The sequence below is a fragment of the Candidatus Saccharibacteria bacterium oral taxon 488 genome (assembly GCA_005697215.1).
Classification (GTDB): domain Bacteria; phylum Patescibacteriota; class Saccharimonadia; order Saccharimonadales; family Saccharimonadaceae; genus Nanosynbacter.
Genome location: CP040003.1, coordinates 287,521 through 313,364 on the forward strand (window position 1 = coordinate 287,521; position 25,844 = coordinate 313,364).

Annotated in this window: 26 protein-coding genes and 1 tRNA gene; 4 read left to right on the top strand and 23 right to left on the bottom strand. The window is 51.1% G+C overall.

The features are described 5' to 3' along the window. Window positions 1–52 precede the first annotated feature (52 nt). Complete coding sequence (locus FBF24_01445; protein QCT40556.1) at window positions 53–502, bottom strand: transcriptional repressor; 450 nt, start codon at window positions 500–502, stop codon at window positions 53–55. Window positions 503–569: 67 nt separating this feature from the next. Between FBF24_01445 and FBF24_01450 the strand changes: the two genes are divergently transcribed. Further along, window positions 570–1,340, top strand: coding sequence for a hypothetical protein (locus FBF24_01450; protein QCT40557.1), 771 nt, complete (start codon window positions 570–572; stop codon window positions 1,338–1,340). Between the two features lie 46 nt (window positions 1,341–1,386). Here FBF24_01450 and FBF24_01455 read toward each other — a convergent pair whose 3' ends face one another. Beyond that, window positions 1,387–2,160, bottom strand: coding sequence for a TIGR03943 family protein (locus tag FBF24_01455; GenBank protein ID QCT40558.1), 774 nt, complete (start codon window positions 2,158–2,160; stop codon window positions 1,387–1,389). After that, window positions 2,150–3,193 (bottom strand): permease, encoded by a 1,044-nt coding sequence (locus FBF24_01460; GenBank protein QCT40559.1) that lies wholly within the window; start codon window positions 3,191–3,193, stop codon window positions 2,150–2,152. The genes FBF24_01455 and FBF24_01460 overlap by 11 nt, the downstream gene beginning before the upstream one ends. Before the next feature lie 47 nt (window positions 3,194–3,240). Between FBF24_01460 and FBF24_01465 the strand changes: the two genes are divergently transcribed. Further along, window positions 3,241–4,362: a DUF475 domain-containing protein gene (locus FBF24_01465; protein ID QCT40560.1), complete on the top strand. Its 1,122-nt coding sequence runs from the start codon at window positions 3,241–3,243 to the stop codon at window positions 4,360–4,362. A gap of 109 nt (window positions 4,363–4,471) precedes the next feature. On the opposite strand, the gene FBF24_01470 is transcribed toward FBF24_01465, so the two are convergent. After that, a complete protein-coding gene (locus FBF24_01470) occupies window positions 4,472–5,077 on the bottom strand; it encodes an aminoacyl-tRNA hydrolase (protein QCT40561.1) in 606 nt (201 codons plus the stop codon). A gap of 26 nt (window positions 5,078–5,103) precedes the next feature. Between FBF24_01470 and FBF24_01475 the strand changes: the two genes are divergently transcribed. Next, the gene (locus FBF24_01475; protein QCT40562.1) at window positions 5,104–6,090 is read left to right on the top strand and encodes a hypothetical protein; all 987 of its coding nucleotides are present in this window, start codon (window positions 5,104–5,106) and stop codon (window positions 6,088–6,090) included. A gap of 135 nt (window positions 6,091–6,225) precedes the next feature. Here the strand turns inward: FBF24_01475 and FBF24_01480 are convergent, their stop codons facing one another. The 4 genes from FBF24_01480 to FBF24_01495 form a co-directional block, all read right to left on the bottom strand. Further along, the gene (locus tag FBF24_01480; protein QCT40563.1) at window positions 6,226–6,519 is read right to left on the bottom strand and encodes a hypothetical protein; all 294 of its coding nucleotides are present in this window, start codon (window positions 6,517–6,519) and stop codon (window positions 6,226–6,228) included. A gap of 480 nt (window positions 6,520–6,999) precedes the next feature. Beyond that, window positions 7,000–8,046: a hypothetical protein gene (locus FBF24_01485; GenBank protein ID QCT40564.1), complete on the bottom strand. Its 1,047-nt coding sequence runs from the start codon at window positions 8,044–8,046 to the stop codon at window positions 7,000–7,002. Window positions 8,047–8,158: 112 nt separating this feature from the next. After that, window positions 8,159–9,598 carry a class I SAM-dependent RNA methyltransferase gene (locus FBF24_01490; protein QCT40565.1) on the bottom strand — a complete coding sequence of 480 codons (1,440 nt, stop codon included), beginning with the start codon at window positions 9,596–9,598 and terminating at the stop codon, window positions 8,159–8,161. A gap of 18 nt (window positions 9,599–9,616) precedes the next feature. Next, window positions 9,617–10,090: a prepilin-type N-terminal cleavage/methylation domain-containing protein gene (locus tag FBF24_01495; GenBank protein QCT40566.1), complete on the bottom strand. Its 474-nt coding sequence runs from the start codon at window positions 10,088–10,090 to the stop codon at window positions 9,617–9,619. 79 nt (window positions 10,091–10,169) lie between these two features. On the opposite strand from FBF24_01495, the gene FBF24_01500 reads away from it, so the two are divergent. Next, window positions 10,170–10,244: transfer RNA gene (locus FBF24_01500), tRNA-Gln, on the top strand. Window positions 10,245–10,370: 126 nt separating this feature from the next. On the opposite strand, the gene FBF24_01505 is transcribed toward FBF24_01500, so the two are convergent. The 15 genes from FBF24_01505 to FBF24_01575 all read right to left on the bottom strand — a co-directional run bounded on the left by FBF24_01505 (window position 10,371) and on the right by FBF24_01575 (window position 25,834). Continuing rightward, window positions 10,371–10,778 carry an NUDIX hydrolase gene (locus FBF24_01505; protein QCT40567.1) on the bottom strand — a complete coding sequence of 136 codons (408 nt, stop codon included), beginning with the start codon at window positions 10,776–10,778 and terminating at the stop codon, window positions 10,371–10,373. Continuing rightward, on the bottom strand, window positions 10,765–13,269 hold the full coding sequence (locus tag FBF24_01510; GenBank protein QCT40568.1) for a cation-transporting P-type ATPase: 2,505 nt from the start codon (window positions 13,267–13,269) through the stop codon (window positions 10,765–10,767). The genes FBF24_01505 and FBF24_01510 overlap by 14 nt, the downstream gene beginning before the upstream one ends. Window positions 13,270–13,531: 262 nt before the next feature. Further along, window positions 13,532–14,161: an ABC transporter ATP-binding protein gene (locus tag FBF24_01515; GenBank protein QCT40569.1), complete on the bottom strand. Its 630-nt coding sequence runs from the start codon at window positions 14,159–14,161 to the stop codon at window positions 13,532–13,534. A gap of 8 nt (window positions 14,162–14,169) precedes the next feature. Further along, window positions 14,170–15,411, bottom strand: coding sequence for an ABC transporter permease (locus tag FBF24_01520; GenBank protein ID QCT40570.1), 1,242 nt, complete (start codon window positions 15,409–15,411; stop codon window positions 14,170–14,172). A 6-nt stretch (window positions 15,412–15,417) separates the two neighbouring features. Then, the gene (locus FBF24_01525; protein ID QCT40571.1) at window positions 15,418–16,800 is read right to left on the bottom strand and encodes an ABC transporter permease; all 1,383 of its coding nucleotides are present in this window, start codon (window positions 16,798–16,800) and stop codon (window positions 15,418–15,420) included. Between the two features lie 255 nt (window positions 16,801–17,055). Then, entirely contained in the window at window positions 17,056–18,399 is a 1,344-nt protein-coding gene (locus FBF24_01530) for a GNAT family N-acetyltransferase (GenBank protein QCT40572.1), read from the bottom strand. Window positions 18,400–18,577: 178 nt separating this feature from the next. Continuing rightward, a complete protein-coding gene (locus FBF24_01535; protein QCT40573.1) occupies window positions 18,578–19,165 on the bottom strand; it encodes a hypothetical protein in 588 nt (195 codons plus the stop codon). A 229-nt stretch (window positions 19,166–19,394) separates the two neighbouring features. Beyond that, the gene (locus FBF24_01540; GenBank protein QCT40574.1) at window positions 19,395–20,084 is read right to left on the bottom strand and encodes a hypothetical protein; all 690 of its coding nucleotides are present in this window, start codon (window positions 20,082–20,084) and stop codon (window positions 19,395–19,397) included. Next, a complete protein-coding gene (locus FBF24_01545) occupies window positions 20,081–21,376 on the bottom strand; it encodes a hypothetical protein (GenBank protein QCT40575.1) in 1,296 nt (431 codons plus the stop codon). The genes FBF24_01540 and FBF24_01545 overlap by 4 nt, the downstream gene beginning before the upstream one ends. A 90-nt stretch (window positions 21,377–21,466) precedes the next feature. Beyond that, window positions 21,467–21,841, bottom strand: a complete 375-nt coding sequence (locus FBF24_01550) for a hypothetical protein (protein QCT40576.1) — start codon at window positions 21,839–21,841, stop codon at window positions 21,467–21,469. Window positions 21,842–21,933: 92 nt separating this feature from the next. After that, window positions 21,934–22,563 carry a DUF421 domain-containing protein gene (locus FBF24_01555; GenBank protein ID QCT40577.1) on the bottom strand — a complete coding sequence of 210 codons (630 nt, stop codon included), beginning with the start codon at window positions 22,561–22,563 and terminating at the stop codon, window positions 21,934–21,936. Between the two features lie 109 nt (window positions 22,564–22,672). Beyond that, window positions 22,673–23,248 (bottom strand): GrpB family protein, encoded by a 576-nt coding sequence (locus FBF24_01560; protein ID QCT40578.1) that lies wholly within the window; start codon window positions 23,246–23,248, stop codon window positions 22,673–22,675. Between the two features lie 9 nt (window positions 23,249–23,257). Then, the gene (locus tag FBF24_01565) at window positions 23,258–24,643 is read right to left on the bottom strand and encodes a HAMP domain-containing histidine kinase (GenBank protein QCT40579.1); all 1,386 of its coding nucleotides are present in this window, start codon (window positions 24,641–24,643) and stop codon (window positions 23,258–23,260) included. Then, window positions 24,630–25,286: a response regulator transcription factor gene (locus FBF24_01570; protein QCT40580.1), complete on the bottom strand. Its 657-nt coding sequence runs from the start codon at window positions 25,284–25,286 to the stop codon at window positions 24,630–24,632. The genes FBF24_01565 and FBF24_01570 overlap by 14 nt, the downstream gene beginning before the upstream one ends. 86 nt (window positions 25,287–25,372) lie before the next feature. Continuing rightward, a complete protein-coding gene (locus tag FBF24_01575) occupies window positions 25,373–25,834 on the bottom strand; it encodes a hypothetical protein (GenBank protein QCT40581.1) in 462 nt (153 codons plus the stop codon). Between the last annotated feature and the right edge of the window lie 10 nt (window positions 25,835–25,844).

The following is a 25,844-nucleotide window of genomic DNA, read 5'->3' on the forward strand; positions in this document are numbered from 1 at the left end:
ATATCGGGCCGTGTGGTTCGTTGGGGTTTAGATAGCTGCTGCCGGCGGCTGATTAGGCTTGGCTCGTCGTCTTGGTTGAGCCAGGCTGCGTATCACCAGCTGCCATGCAGGCCTGGCACACTCCTTCGAGTTCAAAGTGGTGGCGCTCAATACGGAAGTGATGGCGCCGGCCGATCAAGGCAATGAGCCGTTCTAGCTCTGGTGTCTCCAGCGGTTCGGCGTTATGACAGCGGGTGCAGTAGAGGTGGTGATGATGCGTGATGAATGGCTCGGCAAGCTCATAACGGACTTTCCAGCCGATGTGGATGGTGTTAATGACGTGGAGCTCGTGAAAGGTCTCGAGGATGCGATAGATGCTGGTGCGGTTGGTGTTCGGGCAGCGCTTGGCGATTTCGGCGATGGTCAGTGGCACGTCGATGGATTCGAGTGCCGTAAAGACTTCGCAGCGTGATTTGGTCAGGCGAAGGTCGGCTTGGCGAAAGATGTCGCGTAAGGTATCCATGTCGCAATTGTAGCACTTATTGCGACAAAATTGCAATAAGCTACACAATACGCCATACTGATGAGCTATGAAAGAATGTATTGAGCGAGTGCTGAGCTTGCCGCAGCTCACACCTTCTGAGGAAGTTAATGCGGCGTTTACCGAATTAGTTGATGCGGTGGTGGCGCACGGTAAAGAGCCACTGCTGCGTGACGAGGATATTCGCCGTCAGGTGCAGCAGCGCTGCGCGGTAGCCGAAGGAGAGTTGGAACGACACTGGTCGGGGCGCATCACAGAGGCGGATAACCCGTGGGCAGAGTTAGAAGCGTTTCCGTATCATGAGAATTATAAAGAGTTGACGCGGCGTGAGATTGGGCTGCTGGGACGGACTGGGCTGCAGCTATGTGGTTGTTCGTCGGAAGTGGCGATGATTGGTAGTGGGCCGTTGCCGCTGACGGGATGGTGGCTACATCGGCTAACGGGAGCGCGGATTACGCATGTTGATGCGTCGGACGAGGCAATTGAGTTATCGCGCGGCCTTGCCACGGCGCTTGATTGGCCGGGTAAATTTGTGACTGGTCTGGGTCAGTCGGTGGCGCTGGATGAGGGGCGATATGATGTGATATATGTAGCGGGACTGGCTGGCGAAACGCTGGCGGAAAAGCAAGCAATTGTTGATCATGTACGACCAGCACTTACACCAGACGGGCGACTGCTCGCGCGCGGGGCGTATGGGGCGCGTACTCTGCTCTATCCAGGGTTTGATGCTGATGCCATGAAGGGCGTGCAGTTGATGGAGGAATACCATCCGACCGATGATATTATTAATTCAGTCTTCGTGTACAAGCCCGTGCAGTAACGAAGTGTAGCACTAATTGATACATTGTCGCAATAATGATATATAGCTAGACGCCGAGGAATTCGTATGGATTGGTTGGTTCGGTGGTTGGGGTGATGGTGGGGTTAGTGAGCACATAGACGGCCTTGCCGCCGGATAGCTCGCGTTTGATCTGTCCGCGTATCTGTAGCCATTGATTATCGCGGTAGCGCTCGGCGTCTGGGGATTTAACGAGGATGCTGACCGGGGTGCTGTCAACGGCGCAGCAGCTGATAACGAAGCGCGAGAGCTCGAAGTAGCGGTTGTCGTAAAAGCCGCCTGGGTCGCGCGCCACAAAGCCGGTGACGTCAATGGTTACGCCGTCAAAAAAGCTGTCATTCGGACAGTCATCAAACGCGCTGCGCCAGCGGTTCATGGAAACGGGCTTACCATTAAGCGGCTCTGGTTTGTCGCAGCGGCCGGTCGTGCTGGTCGGCCCGGACGTGGCGCGATTGGCAGCGCTGGACGAGGACAGTGGACGCGGTGGCAGGATGCTGGACAGGACGAGGATACCAGCGGTGACGATTGAGAGTATGGGGATGGTGCGTCGCGGCTTTTTTGGATGCTTGGTGGGTGCCGGGCGGGCGGAGGCTCGTCGCTTCCCTGCTAGGTTATGGCGCAGCTGTAGAACAATATCGATAAGGAGTAACATGCCACCAGCCACGGTCGCCACGACGGCGAGCAAATGGTAGCGCGGATGAATGTAAAAGCCGAGCTGGCCGCGGACGGCGATGAGGATGATGTAGCCACAGGCGAGTAGCCCGCCGCCAGCGCGCAGTAGTGGGCCGAGTTTAGCGCGCATAGAGATTGACTCCGATCCCTGTCGCCAGCGACAGGCTGAAAATAATGAGCATAACCAGCAGGATAAATCGCGGACGGAAGGTGCTTCGCATGAGGAGAATCAGTTTGATGTCGATCATCGGGCCAGTCAGCAGAAAAGCGAGGACAGAGCCATTGGTGAAGATACGGGCGTAAGCCAGCGCAAAAAAGGCATCGACGCTGGAGCAGATAGAGACGACGAAGCCGAGGCCGATCATGGCGATGACCGACAGGATGATGTCGCCGCCGACGGCGTTGATGATGGAGCGCGGAACGAAGACTTGGGTGGCGGCAGCGATCATGGCGCCAAGGACCAGCATGGTGGTGAGCTGCCAGAATTCGTTGCGGGAATCAGCGAGGATGTGGCGAAAGGTCGTTGGATGACGGTCGGTGCAAGAAGCAGCGAATGACGGCTGGAGGACGTGCCTCGGGTGAATAAAGCTGACGATCAGAGCGGTCAGCTGGACGATTAGAAAGCCAAAGCCGATGCGCCACCAGACCATGCGTGGCTCAAAGCTAAAGGCGGTCATGGTGGCGATGATAGTGATCGGATTGAGGATCGGCGCGGCTAAGAGAAAGCTGATGACGTCGGCGGGCTTGAGGCCGTGCGCTAGGAGGCTGCGGGCGACTGGCACGTTGCCGCACTCGCAGACTGGCAGCGCGATGCCGACGAGCGAGAGGAGAATGCGACGAATGAGCGTGTGCTTGGGGAGGATTTTAAGTAGTCGGTCTGGCGGTAGGAAGCGGCGAATGAGAGCAGAAACGATGATGCCGATGATTAGAAACGGCGTGGCCTCAACGATGACGCTGCAGGTTAGCGTCAGAAAATCTTGTGCCAGCGGTGCTAGCGTTTCGGCCCACGTGTGCGGCGGATGCGCGATTAGCCAGAGGTCGATTTGTAAACCATACTGCATGACAATGATCCCAAACAAGCCGACGATAGTCCATCGGATTGCATCGCTGTGGTTTTTGAACCAGGTGCCAGCGCGCTGATATATTGTCTGTAGTGACGGCATAGTTTCTATTATACTACTCCCCGCCTAGCATGCTATACTAAATCATTATGAAACATCTCTGGCATTCGCATCACCCATTTCGGATTTTTTGGTTTTCGGCGTTGTTGACGCTGGCTTTGGGCGGGTTGATTTTCGGACATTTCGGCGCGAGCGGCTTGTGGTTATTCGCGATTCTGGTGGTGCTGGAAGTGACTTTTAGCTTTGACAACGCGGTGATTAACAGCAAGGTGTTAGCCGGCATGAGCCAGGTTTGGCAGAAGGTGTTTTTGACAGTTGGGATTTTTGTGGCGGTATTCGTGGTGCGGTTTGTGCTGCCGATTATCATCGTGATGGTGGCGAGCGGCCATGGCTTTATGGAAGTGGTTGATTTGGCGCTGCATAAGCCGGCGGAATACGGTCATATTTTGCACGAAGCCTCGCCGATGATTGATGCCTTTGGCGGCGCGTTTCTGATTATGATCGGCCTCAGTTATTTCATTGATTATAACAAGCGCGTGCATTGGATGCGGCATGTCGAGCCGTGGCTGGCCAAGGCTGGGCGGTTCGAGAATTTCAAGGTGTGTCTGATGCTGAGCGTGGCGGCGGTGCTGTACTTTACGGTTGAGCCGCCGCATCGGGCGCTGGTACTGATCTCGTCGGTACTGGGAATTATACTGCACATCGGGCTGGAATTGTTCGGCTCATTCTTTCATGAGGATGATGCCAAGTCGGTCAAGGTCAAGACCGGCTGGGCAGCCTTCGCTAGCCTGCTCTATCTGGAGGTGTTGGACGCCAGCTTTAGCTTTGACGGCGTGATTGGCGCTTTTGCCATCACCAGCAGTGTGTTGCTGATCGTGGCGGGGCTCGGCGCCGGAGCGATTTGGGTGCGGTCGCTGACGGTGTATTTGCTGCGGACGGGCATGCTCAGCAAATATAAATATCTGGAAAATGGCGCGCACTGGGCGATCATGGCGCTGGGTATGATGATGATCGCCAAGCTATTTCATCTGGAGCTGCCGGAATGGGCGACGGGAGGCTTGGGGCTATTGTTTGTGAGCTTGGCGGTTGGGAGTAGCATGCTGGAGGCGCGAGCGATTAATTTGCAAGAAGCAGCCGCGGCGAAATTGCATAGTGCTGAGCAGCGGTTGAAGCACGGCGCGGCGAAAATTGTGCCGCGGAGGCGACGGTAATTGATATTTGTGGCTTTTTGTTTCGGGCGATATCGCTTGCTTATTGCTACATTGTTGCAATAAGCATTTTTAATTTCGCAGGTGCAATGATGTAGTGATATGTCGGGGGTTATAATTTGACGCTTATGGCTGAAATTTGATCGGATAAAAAGTCATGAATCATTGTTCGCACCGTTGGGATGGCCCAATTTTTCAAAATAGTTAATTCATCGCTATTAAAATTCATCATAACAAAACGGTCGGTTGAGACTTGCCGTCGCAGTAGATTGTCGGTACCGATACGAATATGCCAGAAATCAGCGCCGATATGAGTATGAAGCGATTTTAAGCCGTTGCTGCCAGCGTCGCGGCCGCCCTTGCGGACACGGATTTTACCAAAATCAAGGTCAGTGTCGTCATGAATAACCAGTAAATCATCCAGCGTCAATTTATAAAAATCCATGAGTGCCCGCGCGGCAACGCCAACTTCGTTATAGTACGTCGTTGGTTTGACCAAGAGAACTTTTTCCTGCGGACTAGCGGTTGACGACTTTGCGTCAGCAGTTGAGGCTAGCTTGACACTATTTAGCTCGGCAATATCCGCAAAGAATTTGGGCTTATTGCTAAATTGTGCACTCTGCCCTGCTGCCAACTGGTCAACTACTAGAAAGCCAGCGTTGTGCCGGGTGTAGGTGTACTTGTCGCCAGGATTACCGAGGGCTAGGATGACTTTCATAGCCTTAGTATATCACTTTGGCCAGGATGACGTATAATAGATGTATGGCGAAACGCGATGACGATTTGGAATTTAGTGTTAATGCGGCGTTTGACGAAGCGCGGGCGGTTATTGACAAGGTGCCGCTTTATTTGGTGAACGGCTCGCTGGGTGCCGGCAAGACCAGCGTGCTGGAATTCTTATTGCAACAAAGTGACTATAAGGGTGCGCGGGTGATTGAAAATGAATATGCCAATGAAAATGTCGACGGCTATCGGCTAGAAGGGCTGGCGGAGATGGTGACGACGCTGGCTGGCGATTGTGTTTGTTGTTCGTCGAAGCATGCGTTGACGCGGATGCTGCTGGACTTTTGCCGGAATTCTCCAGCGCCAGTGTTTATCGAGGCGACGGGCGTGGCGCGAACGATGAACTTGGTCGAGAAATTGATTAATGCACAAATCTTCAATAAGTATGAGTTGATGCAGAGTTTTTACGTGATCGATGCGCACGAGATTCTTAACGGTGTCGAGCCGGCGCACGAGGTTGAACTGCAGGCAGCAGACGTAATTTTAGTGACTAAGGAAGATTTGCTGAATGATAGCGAGCGAGCTGAATATGACATGAAACGGCGCGCCCTGCCCTACGCCAAGGTTTTAAGCGCACCGCACGGTCGGTTTGACCTCAGTAAATTAACCACGCCATCGGGACTGCTGGCGTTTTTTGATACGTATGACGGCGAACTGGCGGTGCCGGATAATCCGACTTATGCGGTGCTGGACGTTTCAGGCATGAAAATTACGGCAGCGACTTTGGAAAAAATATGGCCGGAATTATTTGCGGCGTATGGCCTGCGGCGAATGAAGGGCTGCTTCATCAACGACAACGGCGCGCGCCAGCATGTGGAGGCAACCGAGCAGCAGATTCAGCTAACTAATGCCAGGCCTGAGGAGGCGGCAAAAATCGTATTCATCGGCGAACGGGCGGATGAGATTACCCGTGAAGCTTTGGCGGTGCAACTAGTGATGTTTGAATAAATTGTTCGCTTTCGTCGTTTCCGACTCATCAGCATAGACACGCATCTATGGAGCGAACTGACAAGCAGGAGAATATTTACACATGGCGGAGATGACCACCAAAATATTCGGCGGCTTGCCAGTCCAGTGTGTGGCCTACATGAACAGTTGGACGATCCACCCGAGTCCCAGTGCCACGAGAAGGGTCAAAAAGAAAATGACTCGTCGACTAAACTGGTCGTCCCCGGGGTTGGATCGGGCGGTGAACAAACTCACAAAGATGTTCAACCCGATGGCCTGGACCAGGTTCAGCCTATTGATGTCGAATGTGGGACTGATAAACCAGCCCCAGAGGATCATCGTCACGAATCCTCCGAAGAGGATGTCGATGATGATAAAGAGGAGGTCGCTGGCGATGTTGCCAGCCTCTCCTCTGGTGTCGTAGCTCATGGCGAGCCTCTCTCCTCATCCGAACGGAACTGTTCGTGTTTTACAAAAAACACTGCCCTGGCGCCCGGATGGCGCTTGAGCAAGATGAGGTTTCATGACACTATTTTGCTTCCGCTAAAATAACGCCATAAAATCTCACCTTGCTCTATTCTCAACTGCTTGTCAAAATACACTTTTGGACAAAACGTCAAACATCTGTCAACAAAAGCTGATATATATCAATACGAGAACAAAACGTCAAGGGTTTTTGTCAATAATGTGGTGTAATATTTTTTCTCACCCCTGTTATGATCATAGATAACTTTTTATAGAAAATAGTAGCCGGTGCTTTCTGATAACAGTAACTTGGCGCAGCATGATAAGAACGGGTCGGAATGTGGGTATTTCAAGAACATCAAAACGCCGGCAAGTACATAAGTACGTCGGCGTTTTGTTAGGATTCTTATAGCCTAGAAACACTTGATATCAAGCGTACAATTGTTACTGGGCTTCAGGCGGAAGAGGTGAGCGGTATCCACTTTGTCGCTCGCGTACTTCGTTATACCATCCTAATAGCTCTTGACCATGATCCCAGTCCCACGCTGAGTCTGGTAATAAATAACCAGTTACTGCATTAAACAATGGATCTGAGGTATTTACCCTGATATCCAATATTTTTAGGGCCTCTTCGGCAATATCTGCTACGGTTGCAGTCTCGTTATTGTTGAGATGATCTTGCATGAGCTTTGCCAATAGGAATGTGTAAGAGCTGTACATGACTCCTCTTGCCTCAAACTCACTCGTAAATGGCTCTGCTTGTATTGGGTTATCTCTGTCGCCATAGATATTAGGTGGTAGCTGCGCCGCCGCTGCTCCAGCAAGGCGTATTTCTACGTCCCAGAGTTTTTCTTTTAGCCCCTCATATTTTTCTTTTCTGTTGATAATGGTATCTGCCCGCTGAATATCATAATCGTCTTCATCGTTGCGCCGAGCTTCATCTTCCCGCGCCTCAGCGGCAAGGACTTTTTCTGGTATATCGTCCAGAGTTTTTATCACGAGTGGATATGTCTCTGCCATTACAGGATGCTCGCTATACGGATCAGGAACTTTTATCTGCTGATCACAGTGTCCGCGCATAACTCGCGCCCAAGCTGCCTCTAGTTTTTCGGGATCAGAATTTTCATATACGGGAACACAAACACCACCAAAAATAAGTAGTACCGGCTGGCCTTCTTCTGGTGCTTCTGGGCCGTTACTGATAGCATATTTGGCTATATCTACTGCATCAGAGAAAAATATTCTGGCATCAGCAAGGTCGTTGCCCAACTCAAGCAATGGGGCTTTTTCCAGCGGACCGCTATACATTTCAGGTTCGCTAGGTTCAGGGGTGACTTCGGTAGAGCCGTCAGTGCCAACAGGTGTTTCTGGATCTGCCTGAACTTCCTCCTTGATACCCGCAGAATTTTCCTGAAGCATGCCCCAGGGGGTTGTAGAATTATTTTGCTCTTCGCTCAGCATTCTCTCAGGTGGCTTTGGTATTCCTGGCATAGCTATAACTCCTCTCGTATGGATTTTAGTGTGCTGAGATTATATCAGCAGTACAACACTATGTCAATTTTTGAGAATTCAGCTCCAGTTGTTACTACGCCGTCAAGTTAGTTCATTTCTTGTCAAGAACGACCAAGTGCTCAATATGCGGTGTGCGCGGGAAAAAGTTGTAGCCATGGTGCCAAGCGATGCGGTAGTGCTGTTGGAGTAAGGTAACGTCGCGGGCTTGGGTGACAGGATTGCAGCTGAGATAGAGGATGCGCGGCGGCAGCTGTTGCAACAATGTCGCAATAACGTCAGGATGTAAGCCAGCGCGTGGTGGGTCGACGATGACGATTTCCCTACCGGTGATGTGGTCGAGGGCTTGTTCGCTGGGCGCGAGAATGGCGCGGGCGTCGGTGCGACCAAGTTCGGTGATGTTGCGCTGCATTTCGCGGACGGCGTCGGCGTTGCTTTCCACCAGCGTGATGTTGTCGCCGCCAATGGTCAGGCCGATGGTGCCGACGCCAGCGTAGAGGTCGATGGTTGATAATTTGACAGCTCGAATATCATCAGAAAATAATCCGGGACCCACTAAAGCCAGCCCAGATTTTTTCTGAGATATTGCTCGCTGTTGACTATCGGTGTTGTCATGTGCCGCTAACTGATCCAGCTGGCGCTCTTGGCGCGCCTTATTGTACGGTACCCATTCCCGCATATCGCGCAGCGCCTGCTCGTAAACCGGGATGTTGACTTGGAAAAAGCCTTCGCAGGCGTAGCGGAATGGCACGCCAAGAATGGTGTCGGTCAAGGTAGTGTTGCCGAAACGCGCCAGTCGCTCAGTGATGCGACTGGCTGGTGAGCGCGGGTCGGAGTAGATGACTTCCCCGCCCTGAGCCGGTAATTTGGCGGCTTCATCAGCGGTGATGATTTCGGGCAAGCGATCTTTAACATACAACTGCCATACGCAACTTCCCGATTGATCGCAGCGGACGAGCAAGGTCTTGAGCTGGCGAGCCGCGACGCGTTTATGGTGCAGCAAGTCGCGGATTGCACGCGCCAGGTTATTGATTGCAGGGTGCGCTAAGCTCGTGCCATCGACGACAATCTTACCCTTGCTGCCGCGGTGGAAAAACGCTAAATCAAGCGTATCACCATACTCTCTGGCTTCACTATACCAACTAAATTCAACTTTGTTGCGATAACCATATGCAATATTGTTGCAATAAATATCAATCGCTGCCGGTAATGCAACATTGTGCAGTGTAAAGGCGTCGTCAATCAGTTGCCTTTTGTATATCTGCTCTATCTCGAGCGGCATAATCTGCCAAGGACTGGTCGAAAGATAACTATCCGGATCGCGCGGCTGGATACGGTCGGGGCTTGGCGAGATCACCTCCTCGACAATCGCCTCGATGAAGTGTGATTTCTTTTTGGTAACGCGAACAGTAACCGTCTCGCCGGGCAATCCGCCCCATACGAAACATTTGCGGCCATCGGCCAGCGTCCCTAGTGCTTGCCCGCCGCCAACGATTTTCTCTAGTGTCAGCGTCTCGAAACTCTGCCGTCTCATCAAAGCTATTATAACAGATTAGAAGTTGCACTCTGGCACACCGCCAAACCAGCCGTTCTGCATATTGCGGCCAGTGCGGCAGGTGGTGCCATCTGAGAGCGGTACCTTTATGGCGTAGCGGGTCGGCACGACGCTGGAAGCGTGGGTCGTGTCAGTGGCTGCGAGATACCAATAATCACGGCCTTCGTGGTCTTTTGGCAGCTGCTTGATGTAGCGTGGAATGAGGAGTGCGCCGAGTTCGCCACCATTACAAATCTTCATATTAGCGGTGTTATAAACAGTGCAGGCGCTCGTCGGCCATGGATATTCGCCGTTGTCCGAACGATATTTCTCGATTGCTTCCTTGAGCATCGAAATATTTGACTTGGTCTCATTGTCGCGAGCGGTGTTATACGTATTGCGCCACACGAGACCGCCCAAGGTAGCGAGGATCGCGATAACCACGATAATGATGATAACCTCGACGATAGTAAAGCCATGCTGCTTATGCATATGACGATTGTAGCGCGTTTTGAGCCCGATCGCAAGGCTGGTAATTGCGTGATTATTATGCTACACTAATCCTTGGTATTGGGCCGTCGCCAAGTGGTAAGGCACCAGGTTTTGGTCCTGGCATTCGGGGGTTCGAATCCCTCCGGCCCAGCCATTTACGAGTAGACTCGTAAAAGCGAGATAGGCAAAGACACGTAATTATTCTAATTATTCTAAATCTCCTCTGGTTTCCGGTTCAATCGACGCCGTACATTATTACGCCGGCTACCACGGGTCGTTTCTATATATAAAACTGATCTATAACGGCCGACAGTGTCGAGTCAAGTTTAACCTGCCCTAGTTCATCGGCCCCAATATACCGCAGCTCGCTGACATCTGGCGTGGTTGTGGGTGGCGACACGAGGCGAACCTGGTAGGCGATAATGAGCACTGGGATGTCGAACTTTTTGCTCCATGTCGGGATGATGATTGGTGCTGCGTTTGTGATTTCTATCTCAGCTCCCAGCTCTTCTCGGCACTCACGCCGCAAGGCCTCGGCTATGCCCTCGCCGTGTTCCAGCCCGCCGCCGGGTAAATCCCATGTATCGCTCCTCTCGCGGACGAATAGTAACTTTCCGTCCTCATAGATCAGTCCCTTGACTGACACGCGATAGGCGGCTCGGATATGTTTGAGCTCAGGCATGGTCATTCCTCCTGCTCCGCCATTTGTGTATCTCGCAGGTGATGATCGGGATGACGAACGAGGCGAGGCCGATGAGTGCGCCGTGCCAGAAGTTGATCGGTGTGATGTGGAGGATTGTGCCAAGCGGGCCGAAGAAGACGAGTAGCTGTAACATGACCGACAGGCCGATGCCAGCGTAAAAACTGGCATTCATGACCTTGAGGCGGGTGAAGATTGACTCGCTGTCGGAGCGGGCGTTGAAGGCATTGGCCCACTGGCTGACCACCAGCGAGATAAAGGCTAGCGTCTGCGCGTAGTCGTGGCCGTAATGCTTCTCGAAAAAGATGTAGACCGCCAGCGCGATGACTGACATGGTGGCAGCGACGATGACCATCCGCCAGATCATTTGGCGGCTGAGAATCGGTGCGTCGGGGCGCTCCGGCGGGCGGTTCATGGCCTGCTTTTCGCCTGGCTCCAGGCCAAGCGGAATGACCATCGAGGTGTCGGTCACCAGATTAACCCAGAGGATCTGCACTGGCTCCAGCGGCGTCTTGATGCCGATGAGCAGTGCGCCGAGCATAGTGATCAGCTCGCCAGTGTTAGTCGACAGTAGATAAAACAGCATGCGGCGAATGTTGGCGATGATGGTGCGGCCCTCGCGCATGGCGTCGATGATGGTCTTGAAATTGTCATTGAGCAGGATGATGTCGCCAGCGTCTTTGGCGATATGCGAGCCCAAACCCATGGCCACGCCGACATGGGCGTTGGTCAGCGCCGGCACGTCATTGACGCCGTCACCGGTCATGGCGGTGATGTGGTGCTTTTTGAGAATGGTCAGTAGGCGGTATTTTTGCTCGGGGATGACGCGGGAGAAGACCTTGGTTTTGGTGACGATGGCGTCCAGCTGATCATCGGACAGCTTAGCCATGTCACGGCAGTCAAACACCTCATCGCGGCTCTCGACCATGCCAAGTTCCCGGCCAATCTGATAGGCCGTCTCGAAATGATCGCCGGTGATCATCCGTACTGACACGCCCGCCTTCAGAGCCGCTCGGATGGCCCGCGGCGCCTCTGGTCGCAGCACATCGGCCACGGCCACGAAGCCGGCAAATGTCAGCTTGCCGAGCTGATCAAAGCCATCAATTATCTCGTCTAGCTCGCCCGTCGCCAGCCCAATCACTCGGTAGCCGCGGGCGGTCATCTCATCAAGCATCTGCTGGGCGCGCTTTTTGGTGCGAGCCGACACGCGGCACGCTGCCAGAATGGCTTCGGGCGCACCCTTGACATACAAGCGAAACTGCCGGCCGTGATGCCAGATGGTGGCGGACATGGCATGGGCTTGACTGAATGGCAGGTCACGAACTGGTACGTGGCGCGGGCTGGCGCTCTGCTTGCGGGCGTACTCATTGAGGGCGATGTCCAGCGGATCGTGGCTCTTGGCGTGAGCGCGGTTGACCACCAGCCCGATGATGCGGTCAATGTTCTCTGTCGCCTCGTCCGGCGTCCACGTTTGCTGAACGGTCAGCTTGTTCTTGGTCAGGGTACCCGTCTTGTCAGTGGCGATGGTGGTGATGACGCCGATGGTCTCGATGGCGCGCATTTGATGCACCAGCGCCTTTTTGGCGGCCATCCGCCGCATTCCTAAGACTAACACCACGGAAATCGCAATTGGCAAGCTTTCCGGCACGGCGCTCACCGCTAGGGCCATGACAAAACGCAGACTCTCCAGCACATCCATGCCGCGCAGCAAGCTCAGCCCAAAAGCAACGAGCGCGATGGCCGAGACAGCGGCGATGACTCTGGTGATCAGGGTGTCGATTTTTCGCTGGACTGGGCTTTGGGTCGATTCGCGTTTGGAGAGCATGGCGAGATTACCGAACTCGGTCTGATTGCCGGTGGCAACGACCACGCCGGTGCCGGTGCCGCTAACGACGAATGAGCCCTGAAATAGCATGTTGGTTTGCTCGTATATTTCTTTATTGCCGGTGAGGGCGTCGGTTTGTTTGGAGATTGGCAGTGATTCGCCGGTCAGCTGCGCCTCGTCCACCCGCAAGTTGGCGCTGCGGAGGAGGCGGATGTCGGCAGGGACTTTCTCGCCCTCAGCCAGCGAAACGACGTCGCCCGGAACCAGCTGGCTGGCGTCGATGCGCGTGGTGCGATTGACGCGGTGGACGTCGACTTTTTGGGCGTCGTGACGGGACAGGCTGCGCAGCACGCGGTCAGTTGAGAAGCGCTGAATGTAGAAAATAACGGCCGAGATGGCGGCGATGACAAAGATGATGATGGCGTCAATGGCCTCGCCGTGCCAGAGGCTGATGATGGCGGCGATGAGCAGGACGAGCATAAAGATATCGAGAAATGGCTCGAGGATGATACGCCAGAGCGGTTCGGATTGGACTTTGATGACGTTGAGGCCGTAGCGTTTTTGGCGGCGCTGGACTTCGGCCGCACTCAGGCCGCTACTCGAGGAACCCAGTCGCCGCAGTACCTCGTCGCTTGATGATTGATAAAAATGCATATGGTTATTATAGCGTGAAGTGCGGCTTGGAGGAAATGGTAGTAAATGGCTTGGGGTATAGCTTGAAATGGTGGGTAATCATCGTACCTAGTTATAGTTGAGGCCGCTATTCTGCAACAGTTAATTACAGGCAAAAAGGTGCGCCTCCGGCTTTTGCCTCGCGCACCTCTTGCTTGAGATGGGGGTTTTATGATTCTATCATCGTCAGTCGATTCGGTCGCTCCACGTACCGTAAGTGACGTGGGCCGCACCAGGCCTGACGCTATGCCCGTAGCTTCTTATCCTTCAGCTTCAATACTACATCCGCTTGCTTGGCCAGCTGTTTACTATGAGTGACGACGATGACACATTTGTCGTTTTCGTGGGCAGCCCGACGCAGGATGTCGATGATGTCAGCGGCGGTGGTTTCGTCCAGGTTACCAGTCGGCTCGTCTGCCAAGATGATCGGTGCATGTGAGACGAGGGCTCGGCCGATCGCCACGCGCTGTTGCTGTCCACCAGAAAGTTTCATGACGTTGCGGTGAATGTGATCGTCGTCCAGGCCCATGGCGTGTAGCGTTTCGTTGGTAGCCTTGGAATTAACCAATTTCAAGTTTTCCAGCGGCGTCAGATAATCGATCAGATTATAATTCTGAAACACCAGCGAGATATTGTGTTTGCGATGATGCGAATAACCCTGCTCGGCGATGTCTTGATCTTTGAACAAAATCTGCCCGTCGGTCGGTGTGTCCAGCCCGGCTAGCAGCCCCAGCAGTGTCGATTTACCAGCGCCAGAACTACCGACGATGGCGTAGAATTTGCCTTTTTCAAATTGATAATTGATGCCGTTGAGCACATTGCTAGTGCCGTCGGCGTATGAATAGATGATATCGCGTAACGTAAGTATTGACATAATAACTCCTAACTTAATTTTGCTAAAATTTGCTTTGGTGATTGGCGCATAATCGGCGCGGTGGCAGCGATGGCTGATAGCAGAACGACCATGTAGCCGAAGGCGAAAGCCTCTAGGTAGGTCGCTACTGGCGCGGCTTGCACCGCAGTCTTTTCTATGCGCTGGCTTTGGTCAGTTTGCGCTGTCAGGGCAGTAGAAATTTGCGATGAGGTGACCGAGCCGATACCGAGCGCGAACATCGAACTGACTGCGGCGATGATCGCCAGCTCTGCCAAGAACTGCCCGATAATCTGCCGCTTCGACGTGCCGATAGACAGCAAGATGCCAATTTCATGCAAGCGGCCGCGCACCCAGAACACCAGCACTAGTGACAACACCGCTAGCCCTGCCACAGCTGCACCGATGGTGGCAATCGTCAACACGTTTTGAATGCCAGTGATGTTTTGGAGGACGCCAGCAAACACGGCCCCGTTGTCGGTCAGGCTGAATTTCTGCCAATCGACGTTTGGTAGGCTTTTGACACGATCCGTTAGCGACTTCAGCTGGTGCGGATTTTCGGCAAAATATGTCGCCCGCGTCAACTGCTGGCTACCCGTCAGCTGCTGCGCTGCAGCCAAGTTGGTGATGAGATGATTCTCCGCCATGTCGGACTGCAAGACCGCTGGCTTTTCGCCTTTGCCGCTGAAGATGCCCATGACAGTCACCGTCACCCGCCGGCCGTCTTTGGTAATGTCCAGCTTGTCGCCTGGCTTGATGTCATTTTTCTCAGCAAACGTTTTGTGAACCAGCGCCGCGTTTTGATCGTTCGCCCCCAGATGCTTACCCTGCTCTAGTTGGTAAAATCGACCGGTGAATTCGCCGAGCAAATTGCTCTGTGTCGCTCCCGTAACTTTTGCTTCGCCAGCCACATTAGCGTCCAGCTGCACGCCGCTGCCTGCTACGTCAACCAATTGCTTACCCGGCAGTCCCGCAGTGGTTTCTGCCTGGAAATTGTGCGCTTTGACCTTGTCTAGGTGCTGCACCTGTCGTGCCATTTCCATCGGCACCTCGCCCGATGGCTGCTTGCTGGCGATGCTAAAGCCGGCGCGGATGTTCCGCTCGACCGATTGCTTCAGCTGCGCCATCGTCTGCTGCACCGTCAGCGTGCCGATGAGCAGTGTGAAAATCAGCGTCATAATTAGGGCGATGGTCAGGCTGCGACGCCGTTTACGCGTCACAGCCGTCCAGGCTCGTTTGATAATCGTCATCATTCGCCCCTAGTCCACTTCGGTTAGTAATTCTTTTGGCGTTGATTGGGTAATCGGTCGCGAAGCCAGTAATACCGCAATGATAATCACCGCTAGTCCAGCGCCCCACACCGCCAGCAGATCCGTCGGTTGCACGCCAACCGTCACCTTGTCGAGCGTGCGTGATGACGTCACCGAATCAGCATCAGCACCGAGCGACGCACCGTTCAAGGAGCTGCCAGCTTGACGCGTGGCATTCTGCGCCGCCTGCGATACCACGTGATCGCCCATTTGTTGAGCAATCAGCCCTGCGGTAAAGTACGACGCACCAAAGCTCAACACCGCGATCATCACTAGCTCAGCAATATATTGCAGCACAATCTTTGACTGCGGCACGCCCGTCGCCAAGAGTACGCCCGCTTCGCGCTTGCGCTCGTTCATCCACAAATACAGCACCATGCCAATCACTGCGACACTGACCAGCGCCGTCGCCCACAACATGCCGTCGATCAGGCCGTACACGCCGTTCACCGCACCAGTCACGCCAGCCAGTTCCTGACTATTCTTATTCAATTGATACTTTTGCCAATTGACCGGCAATTTATTTGCCCGCGCCATCACCTCATCCAACTGTTTGGTGCCCTTGGTAAAGAACGTAGCGTCCTGGTAAATCTCATTTTGCTCGGTATAGGCATTCAACTGGCGGGTCGTCGCGAGGTCGGTCAAGAACAAATTCTCGAACAGCTCCACCTGATACGTCGCCTGCTTTGGGTTCTTGCCGTTAAATATACCGACGATTTCCACTTCAACCTCGTCCTTGGATGGATGCTCGTTGTCGGTGTCATACTGGTTAGCCTTTAACTTAATTTTACTGCCAAGTTTCAGGTTGTTGGCCTTGGCGAAGTCTTCGTGCACCAAAATCTTGCGAGAATCGTTCTCGGTGATGTGCCGGCCAGCGATGAGCTTGAGCGACTCGGCCCGGAACTTCTTCTCGGACTCAGATTTATTGACGCCGATGATGGTGGCGGCGTTGCCAAATTGTTTGTCTTTTTGGGCATCATAGCCGCTGCCGCCGCTTGGTAGTGGCACCAGTTTGGTATTGATAAAATCGACCGTGGCGTTCTGGCGCTTGACATAGTCCGTCACACCCTCCAGGTTCTTCACCGCGTCGATGTCTTTGTTTGATACCGTTCCTGAGCCGCGGGCTGTTCCCGGATTGGTGCGCGGATTATTGCCCAGCGTGAAGCCGGCCTTGAGCGTTTTGTCCAGCGACTGCGCTGCCGCATCGGTCGAATGCTTGATGGCAAATCCACTCAGCATAATCGTCGACATACACAGCAAAATCGCCAGCAAAATCAGCGTTTTGAGTTTTTTCCTGGTGATATACAACCAGGCACGTTGTACAAATGACATAGATCTCCTTTCTTGGTTCTATGTCAGTTTAGCAGGGGTGTGTGAAGGGAATGTGAAATTGCCGATGTAATCACAACGGATTATTTTTCACTAATCAATAGATGAGGACAAAAATATTAATTTAACACCTTAGAGTTACTTAGTCTGTCATTATACTTCAGGACAAAATGTCTTAATGGATGATGACATTTTTAAGTTGTGATTGCTTATTTCTTCTCAAGCTCAGCTTTTGCGGCAATATGCATAGAGATGGTGCTACTTTTGAACCTCGATGACGTGAACGCCGAGACGTTCCTTGTGCGGCGGGTAGATCTTGTGAAGGAGGCGAAGCGCTTCCTCTTTGCTTTTCGCCTGCGGCACGATCTGCTGCCATGACTCAGCCGCCAGCATGTCGGCGAATTTACTGTAGATTCGAATTGACTTGATTCGCACCACACCGGACGCATGTCCGTTTTCCAGCTGCAACGGCTGACCCTCCTTAAGGCGCTTGATGCTGTTGTAGCCGATGCGGACTTCTAAAGTCTTGCGGCCTGACATGATTGCGTCGTAGTACGGCCGCTTGATGCGCATCTTACGCATAGGCACTCCTTTCCTGTTGAGGCTGATTCCCCACTGTTGAACGACACTGTTTGGTGCGTACCCTCCTGGGAACATGCCTTCAATCGTCCAGCCGTGGCGCTGGAGGCAGGCAATCTGCCACGGCTCAGGAACCATATGGATGTACAGCTTGCGACCATAACCAGCTAATAATTGTGGCAAGTTAGCTACCAGTGCTTCGAAAACAGCCTCTGATTTTGCTACTAATGGCATGATTTTAATTGGTCGACCTTTCTTCGGCGTTGCGACGACAACGCCAACGACCTTTCTATCCTGCTCGGCGATGAAAATGAGCTTATACTTAGCGTTGACGTCTCGGCTCTCACGTCGTTGGTAGCTAGCAAATAGCGCATCTACCCATGCATCATCCACGCCATTAAAGTCACTGTCCACTCGCGATAGGATCAGTTGGCGCGCCGCTGCAGCGTGCTTTTTCTCGTCAAACGGGACGATTGAAATGTCTGACAAATCAGGAGCTGCACTCTGATTCAGCGGCTTGTACAACATACATTCGTCGACGCCAGGTTTATAATGATCTTGCGCCTTGCCGGCCAGATGAAATCCTTTGCGCAATAGAAACTTGAGCGTGGCTTGGTTTTGGGCAGCTACTGTACAGTAGAGTTGCCGAGCGTGGTGTTTGCGAGCAAAATCCTCGGCATGACGAAGCAACTTACTACCAATGCCAAATTGGCCGCGATATTCTGGCGCAACGATGAGCGGACTAATTTTAACTGTTCCCTGCTTCTTGACAACTAGATGAATCATTCCGGCAGGATGATGATTGACTTCTGCGATAAATATGTATTGTAGAAGTGAAAACTGCCCGACAGAATCGACGTTATTATTGATATGCGCGGTAAACATCCGCTGTGCATGAGCTTGATGATCGCCATCGTAAAATGGTTCAAGCGCTTCTGTCATCAGGCGAAAAACGAAATCAAAATCGCCTGTTTTAGCCTTACGGATATTCACAGTGACTGACGATTTCTTATATCGGTGCATGAGTTTATTGTCTTATACCCTATATAATAATACAAGTTATCTATTGCTACACATGCGTAATTTATGGCTAGTCAAATTGGTGCAAGCACAGACCGTAACCACTACTAAGGCATGAAACATTCCGCCTCACCCATTACTTTTGGGTGGTTTATGTTCCTGATTTCGGCGCTGGGGCGTCTTATGTTTTTGCCAAATAATCCCTCACCATCACAAATCCATCAACCGCCTCAATTGCAGCCAAGTACGCTTTCCACTCCTCATCATTCAATTCTGCCAAACTACGGCCAGGAAAGCTCGGATGTCCATAAATGTATAACAATTCCGTCCAGCCATGTAAGTTATCGCCGCGCGGCTCGTCAATGATAAATCCCTCTTCATCAGCTACGAAAATGTGGTCTTTTTCGCCGTCAAAATAGCCAACCGCAAAAGAAAATATAGCCCTACGATCAGTTTCACCTTGCATTAGTTTGATGATGCCGGGATAGCTAAAACTATCCAGCAACAATTTGACAAACGGCCCTGGAAAGCCTTTCAGCGCTGGGATGAAAAAACCGCGGTCATCAACGATCAGGCGCTTGTTTGGAAAAGTTTTCTTGGCCTGAGATAGTTTACTCTTGGCAATTGTTTGAATATCCAGTCCCCGCCCCTCGTCAAAATCATGGTCTAGCTGCTGCAGATCAATATCAAGCGGTTGAAGAAGTCTCTGGAGGCTGGCGAACTTGCGCTGGTTGGAGGTGATGAAGTAAATCGTTTTACTTTTTGTCATGAATAATCCTTTCTATATCATAACACCAAGAGCGACCAGATGTATTGATCTGGTCGTATAAAATGATGGAGTGAATACAAGCGACTTCTCTCAGATTACGAATATACTCTTGTCGCGAAACAGCGCGCGGATGTTGTTTGTGGTTTTATTTTAGCATACACAATAGATGCGGGTCTAGATGTGTGATATGCTGATAGATAACACTAGGACGATTGTGTTATTTGATTTATTACGCGATATCCTGTGTATTATTCTCAACAATATCAACCCAAACTCGACTGATTTCTTCAAATAATTCATCTTTAGTGTTTTCATTAAAGACAGTATAGTCTGCTGACCATTCTGATAATTGATATTCTGTATCAAGCTGTACCTTTCCCGGAAGATCTCTGACCATTCTGACCATCGCTCCAGAGAGTTCACGTATTAAAGCCCTATCTGCCATTGTCCGTACACCGCCAATCGTGATAAGTCTGTTGCCTGCTTGTAGGGAGGTATCTACATTGTATCTTAAAATATCTCCCCAAACCGTTGGAGAAACCATAACGATGGCGCTTCTGCCGAGCCACTCCAGCAATGGACGGTGTTGATTCTTTGTCTCATGCGTTAGCTCAGCTAATTCACCAGAGCGTAGAGATTTTATATAAGCATCTGATAATTGTGGAATATTTTGGTCGGACGATACACTCATCCCGTATTCACTTAGTTTACCTGATAATATATCCTTGTAGTCTTCTGGCCGAGAGTTCTGATTATTTGATATATCAGCAAGTAGTGATCTCCCGATTTGCATAATAGAGTCTGAAAACTCAAAGTGCTCTGATTGCATTGGCTGAGCAACTTCTGCCAACATGTTGGCGGCTGTTGTTTTACCGCTACCAGCAGCGCCGCCAAATCCTACAACGTATGCCTCTCTCATAAACCAAATTCAGCAGGCAAGGTTTGCAACATGAACTCTTCTGGCTTTTCGGTAAATATAATCCTTTTTCCTATTGCCTGTGCATAGCCGATTTCAATCAGTGCTGACGCACCGACATAGCCGCCAACAGAACAAACAATCAGTGCATCACAATTGTCTATCATGTCTAGATGATATCGCTCTAGTTCAAGTGGGGACATTCCCTCTTCGCCCGAAAATGTAACAAACTCCTCGCCTGGATTTTTTGGCTCTTCAAACCTTGGACTGAGAATTTCAACTCCACGTTTCGATAACGTCTTCTTAATTTCCAGAATGTGCGGCAGATGCTTGCGGAAACTGCCAGATAGAACAACTGAACGATATTCTTGCTTAGCGGTACCGTGAATCATGTTAGAATCCGAAGGTACTAGTTTTTCAGCGCCAAACTGTTCAATTACTGCCTGTGCGATTGCCGAGCAGGCTCGTGCGCCATGCATCCATAATGGATCGTCTGGCATCAAAGCTTCGAGATCATTGATAGATATCCTTGCATACACCTCCTCATTTTTTGCTGCAAAATCGGTTGGAGTGATCATGCTTGGGTGATCTGCATCATCAAATACATCATTAGGCTTTAAATTATATCCGACCAGCTTCATGTAAGTTAATTCACCACCATTATAGATTGCCACTGGAGTAGTGCTTTCGATGATTGGTAACTTATTTTTTATGCTATCAACAACGTCACGCAAACTATGCTGCGAGTGCTTTTCGTTCAAAAATGGAAAATCTTGCAATACAGTGCCAACGCCAATATCTAAGTTATATCGCTCAACGATATTTCCGCTTTCTTTGACAACTAGCTCCGTCGATCCGCCTCCAATGTTGATTAGCAACAGTGGCGTGTTCGATATATACTCAGAAGACAAAGCCTGCTCTAAATAAAACCCCTCAAGTTCATGCTGAACGACGGTAAAGCATAAACCAGTTTGCTCAAAGAAGTCGTCTGCTAGGTGTCGATAGGCTGGCATACTTAGTTTGCGAAAGACGGCAGTCGCAAAAACCTTGATTCTATCAGCTTCATATTTATCTTTAACTGAGTTGACATAGTCAATTAATTCTTTCTTGAGATTCTCTGATAGGCCAGCGTCGGGAGAAATTTCTTTTTTAAACGGTAGACTTTTCGTTTCTTGGAGCTTTACGGCTTTCTCTTCGACAGCGTACACTTTGATAGTTGACGATCCGATATCAATGTAGATAGTTTTCACTTCCCCTCCTGGTATTAATTTTACTACGCGGTCGGCTATCAAAATAGAAGTCTAGTGTCGTTATTGTAACAGATGAGATATAAGGGTGTAAATACAAAACTTACCTTTACATGAGGGAAAAACATATCGTTACATCTACTCGTCTCTCCGCGCCGCCACCACAAACCACATAAAGTAGCCCTCCAACGATTCATCCTCCATGCCGGCGAATAGTTCGCGGGCGCGCAGGACTTCGCGGAGTTTTGGCGATTTTTGGCGGGCGAGTTGCTCGGCGGTGGCGTCTAACAAGTCCAAGCCGCGCTGCCAGGCGCCAGTCATTGCAGCCGTATCGCCGCGGCGCTGGGCGGCAAATGCTCGCCCGACCTCTGAGCCGATGTTGCCCATTTGTTCGAATATCGTTAAGCTCTGCCACTTTTGCCGATCAAAGATGTGTTCACTCATGAACGACTCCGGCGATGATATCGATAATTTGCTGGAGCACTGTTGGGTCGAGCCGTCAATACTCTTCATAATTCAATTGTAGCACGAATAAGCGGGATGGGTACGTGTCTGCTGTGCCGCAGCATATTCCCACTCAGCAATTGATAGCGTAAATATTATTATCAATAAGCCGTCAAGTTTAACTTACCGTCCACATACTCTCCCAAAAATACATCGCTATAAGACTTCAGCCCCTGCTTTTTCATTTCTTTCAGCAGCCATTTTTCATCCTCGCCAATTACCTGCAAAATATCAGTTTGCAGCTGCCCGTCTGTTATCAATGGGAATTTCGGGTTTTCTTCTCCTTCGTGGGTAATGATTAATTCGCCGTCTTGTTCCACCACGGCTCTTTTCACTTTTCTCGTTGAATAGATATGATGAGTTCGCAGCTTGAACGATACATCATGAGCGCTCAAGCCAACTTTTTTGCAATTTTCAATGTTGATTTTTCCATTATCAATGATTATCAACGCCTTGCCGTCTATCAGCTGCTTTGCTCTCACGTTATACTGTTTTATCCATTTCAACGTCAGCACCAGCGCGCACCATATACACAAAATGCCGATGTAATCCAAAATCTGAATGCTATTGTTATAAATGACGCCTCCAATGATACCGCCCAGTACATAGTTTTGCACTTGATCGCTGGCAGATGACGGCGACAGATTGCCTTTTCCGGAAACGTTGATGATTATCGTCAGCGCGAAAAAGCCAATCAATAATTTTATTGCTACTAAAATGAATTCATTCATGGTTTGATTTTAGCACAGACAGCCAGCGCTTCAGCATGATATGCTGACGGCGGAATCTTTATGTAAAGCAGGAGTTGAGAGTCTGTTTGACGACTTTAATATGCACAATTTAGGAAGACCTATTCTTGGACCCGTATTTTTCTCTAGCTATTTTAGTATACTTTCTGATAAAATCGCTTTTTGCATCAGTATACCCATCCCTATCATGCTCAAATTCCTTCCAAAGCTTTAGTTTCAATTTCTCGTACTGTTTGGCAATGTCTCCATTCTCAATTAGATAATCCCTAAAGTAGATCTCATCATTATCCCCCACAACCCTAATGTGGAGATGAAATACCTTATCCGCAAAGCCCTGTTTGGTGTATCCCTTATTCAATGAGATTCGTTTTACTTTCTCACTCATGCACAACCAATTATTTTCAACAAGGATATTTTTTACAGGCTCTAATTCTTTTTCCGACGGGACTTCAAGCAATATATCTACTATATTCTTTGCCTGTATATTTGGGATGGCCGTGCTACCAATGTGAGATATTTGTGTTATGTATTTTTCTGGCACCAATGAGGAGATGGCTTTCACTTCCTCATCATACCAGCGTGCCCATTCTCTATTGTGTTCTACAAGAAATATGGGGAATAATTGCCACAATTCTTCCAAACTCATTTTCTCTAGCTCTCTGTCCATTACATCCTCCTACTCAAATCTCACCACAAACCGCATACCCTGCCCGTGTGGCACAAACTCATAATCCAGACTCTTGGCGTCGAGCAGCATTTTCACAGTGTAGAGGCCGATACCGCTGCTGTCGGTATGTTGCTTCGTGCCGTCAGAACTGCGATAAAACGGGTCGAAGACGTGCTGGAGCTGTTGTTTAGTGAGTGGTTTGCAGGCGTTTTCGATGGCCAGCTCATGCTGGTCGCAGGTAAGTTTTATCACGCTCCCGGCGTCGCCATGGCGTACCGCATTTGACACCAGATTCGAGATGACGTGGCGCATCATGTCGCGGTTAGCACGCACGGTCGTTGGGTGTGCGTCAACCGCGAAAGTCATGCCGCGCGTTTTTGCCAGCAGTGTATAGTCAGCAACCACCTCGGCGATTAGCTTGTCAATCCTCAGTCGTTTCTCCTGACGCAGAGCCTGCTCGGCCACGTTTCCAGAGCGCAAGACGTCGTTCACCATCGTTGTCAATTGATCAACCCGTACCACCGATTTCGCCAGGTACTGATCACGGTCTTTATACTCGCCGATGTTCAGCTGCATATTTTCGAGCATAATCCTGAGGGCCGCCAACGGCGTTTTCAGCTCGTGCGAGGCTGCACGGAGGAAGGCGATTTTTTCTTTCTCGAGCTGCGTGATCCGCTTATTTTCATGCTCCAGCGAGCGAATCGTCTGCCACAGATTTTGGTATAACTCGTTAATGTTTCGCCCTAGTACGCCGATCTCGTCATGGCTGTTCACCGGGTAGTGCACGTCCTTTTCCAGTCGCTGCATCGTCGTCGTCACCGCCGCCATCTGGCGAATCGGCCGCGTCACAAAACGGCTGTAGATGTAAGAAAATAGCAACGCCACTAGCAGCGAGCCGAGCATGGTATATGGCAATATGTGCAAGGTGGCGAGCTTGGCCTGAGTGACAGGCGCCACGTCGGCCAGCAGCTTGACTGTAATTTTTCGTCCTTGGTTATCCGTCACACTACCCTGCCGCAAAATCACCGAGCGCGGATCGACCGTTTGTCCGTCAGCGATTTTCACCACGCTGGTATCGACCGGTTTACCACTGTCTGTCACGATATTGACGGATTGAAAGCCTTGAAAATACTGATCACGCCCGTCAATCGTTAGCGTGATATTGACGTTTTTCATACTCGCAAATTCCTGGCTGAGGCGGCGCATTTCCTCAGCCGATTTGCCGCGCAGCTCGGTGGTCAGCATTGCTAGGTTATTTGCTGCCTGGCGCTCTTTTTGCTGCAGATAAAATTGTGGCATCAAGGTGTAGACTAGTGCGTGCGCCAGGATGATTACTGCTGCGAATAGGCCGATTGATACCAAAAATGTTTTGGGGAATAATTTAAGATTCTTCATAGCGGTAGCCTACTCCCTTTACCGTGGTGATGCAATCCAGGTGCAATTTTTTGCGCAGGTTTTTGATGTAAACGTCGATCACCCGGTCGAACGGCACCTCGTCATCGCGCCATAACTTATCAATGATAGCCTGCCGGCTCCAGACCATGTTTGGATTATCCACCAGCAGCTTGAGGAGCTGCACTTCCTTGGGCTTGAGATGTGCGTCAGCATCATCATAAAATCCCTGATAGGCCATAAAATCCACCGAGGCCAGGCCGCGCTGCCACAAGGTTTTTTTGACAGACTGCTGGCGACGAAGTAGCGCCCTAATTCGCTTCTCTAAAATCACCAGCGAAAACGGCTTACTCATATAGTCATCTGCCAGCTCGTCAAAACTAGCAACTTGCGTCGGCTCATCATGTAGCGCCGTCAACATCAGTACCGGCACGTCGCTAGTCTGACGAATTTGGCGCAGCGTCTCGATACCGCTCATCCCCGGCAACATAATGTCGAGGATAATCACATCCACCCCAGCAAATTTTTCCAGTGCTTCCTCGCCACTGGTCGCCGTCAGTACCGTAAAGCCGCGCTGGCGGAGGAATTGTTCGGTGCCAGTGCGTAAGGTGGGCTCGTCTTCAACAATAAGAATCGTTGATGTCATATAAGTAGTATACCGAAAATGCCGCCCGTGGTAAACGAGCGGCATGGGGCGCGTGGTCAGCGTCAAATTGGGACGCTTGGGTCGTATCAGCGGACGCCGACCACTTGCAGGCGCCGGGTGGTGCGACCGAGACCGAGAGAGATGGTTTCGGTGGCGTGGCGGTTGAGGAGGCTTTGTCCGAGGGGACTATCGACCGAGATGCGGCCGTCAGACGGATCAGCCTCAAGGCTATCAACGAGGGTGTAGCGAAAGAGTTGACCTTGCTGATCAATGAGATCAACCACTGAGCCAATGGCGATGCGTAGCCGATCGCGCTTACGCGGCAGCGGCTTGGCGGTCTTGAGCGCAGTGCGTTTCTCGGCGAGCTTGCCATGGACGTTTTCGAGATTCATGATAATGTCGCTGCGGCGGAGTTTGTCGTCGCGAGACTTAGCACGGCCGATGTCACGTAGTTCAGCCAAGAGTGCTTTTTCGCGGATTTCGAGTTCGTTGATCTGCTTGTGTAATTCTTTGAAGCCTTTTTTACTGAGATATGTTGTCGTATTCATCCTTACCCTT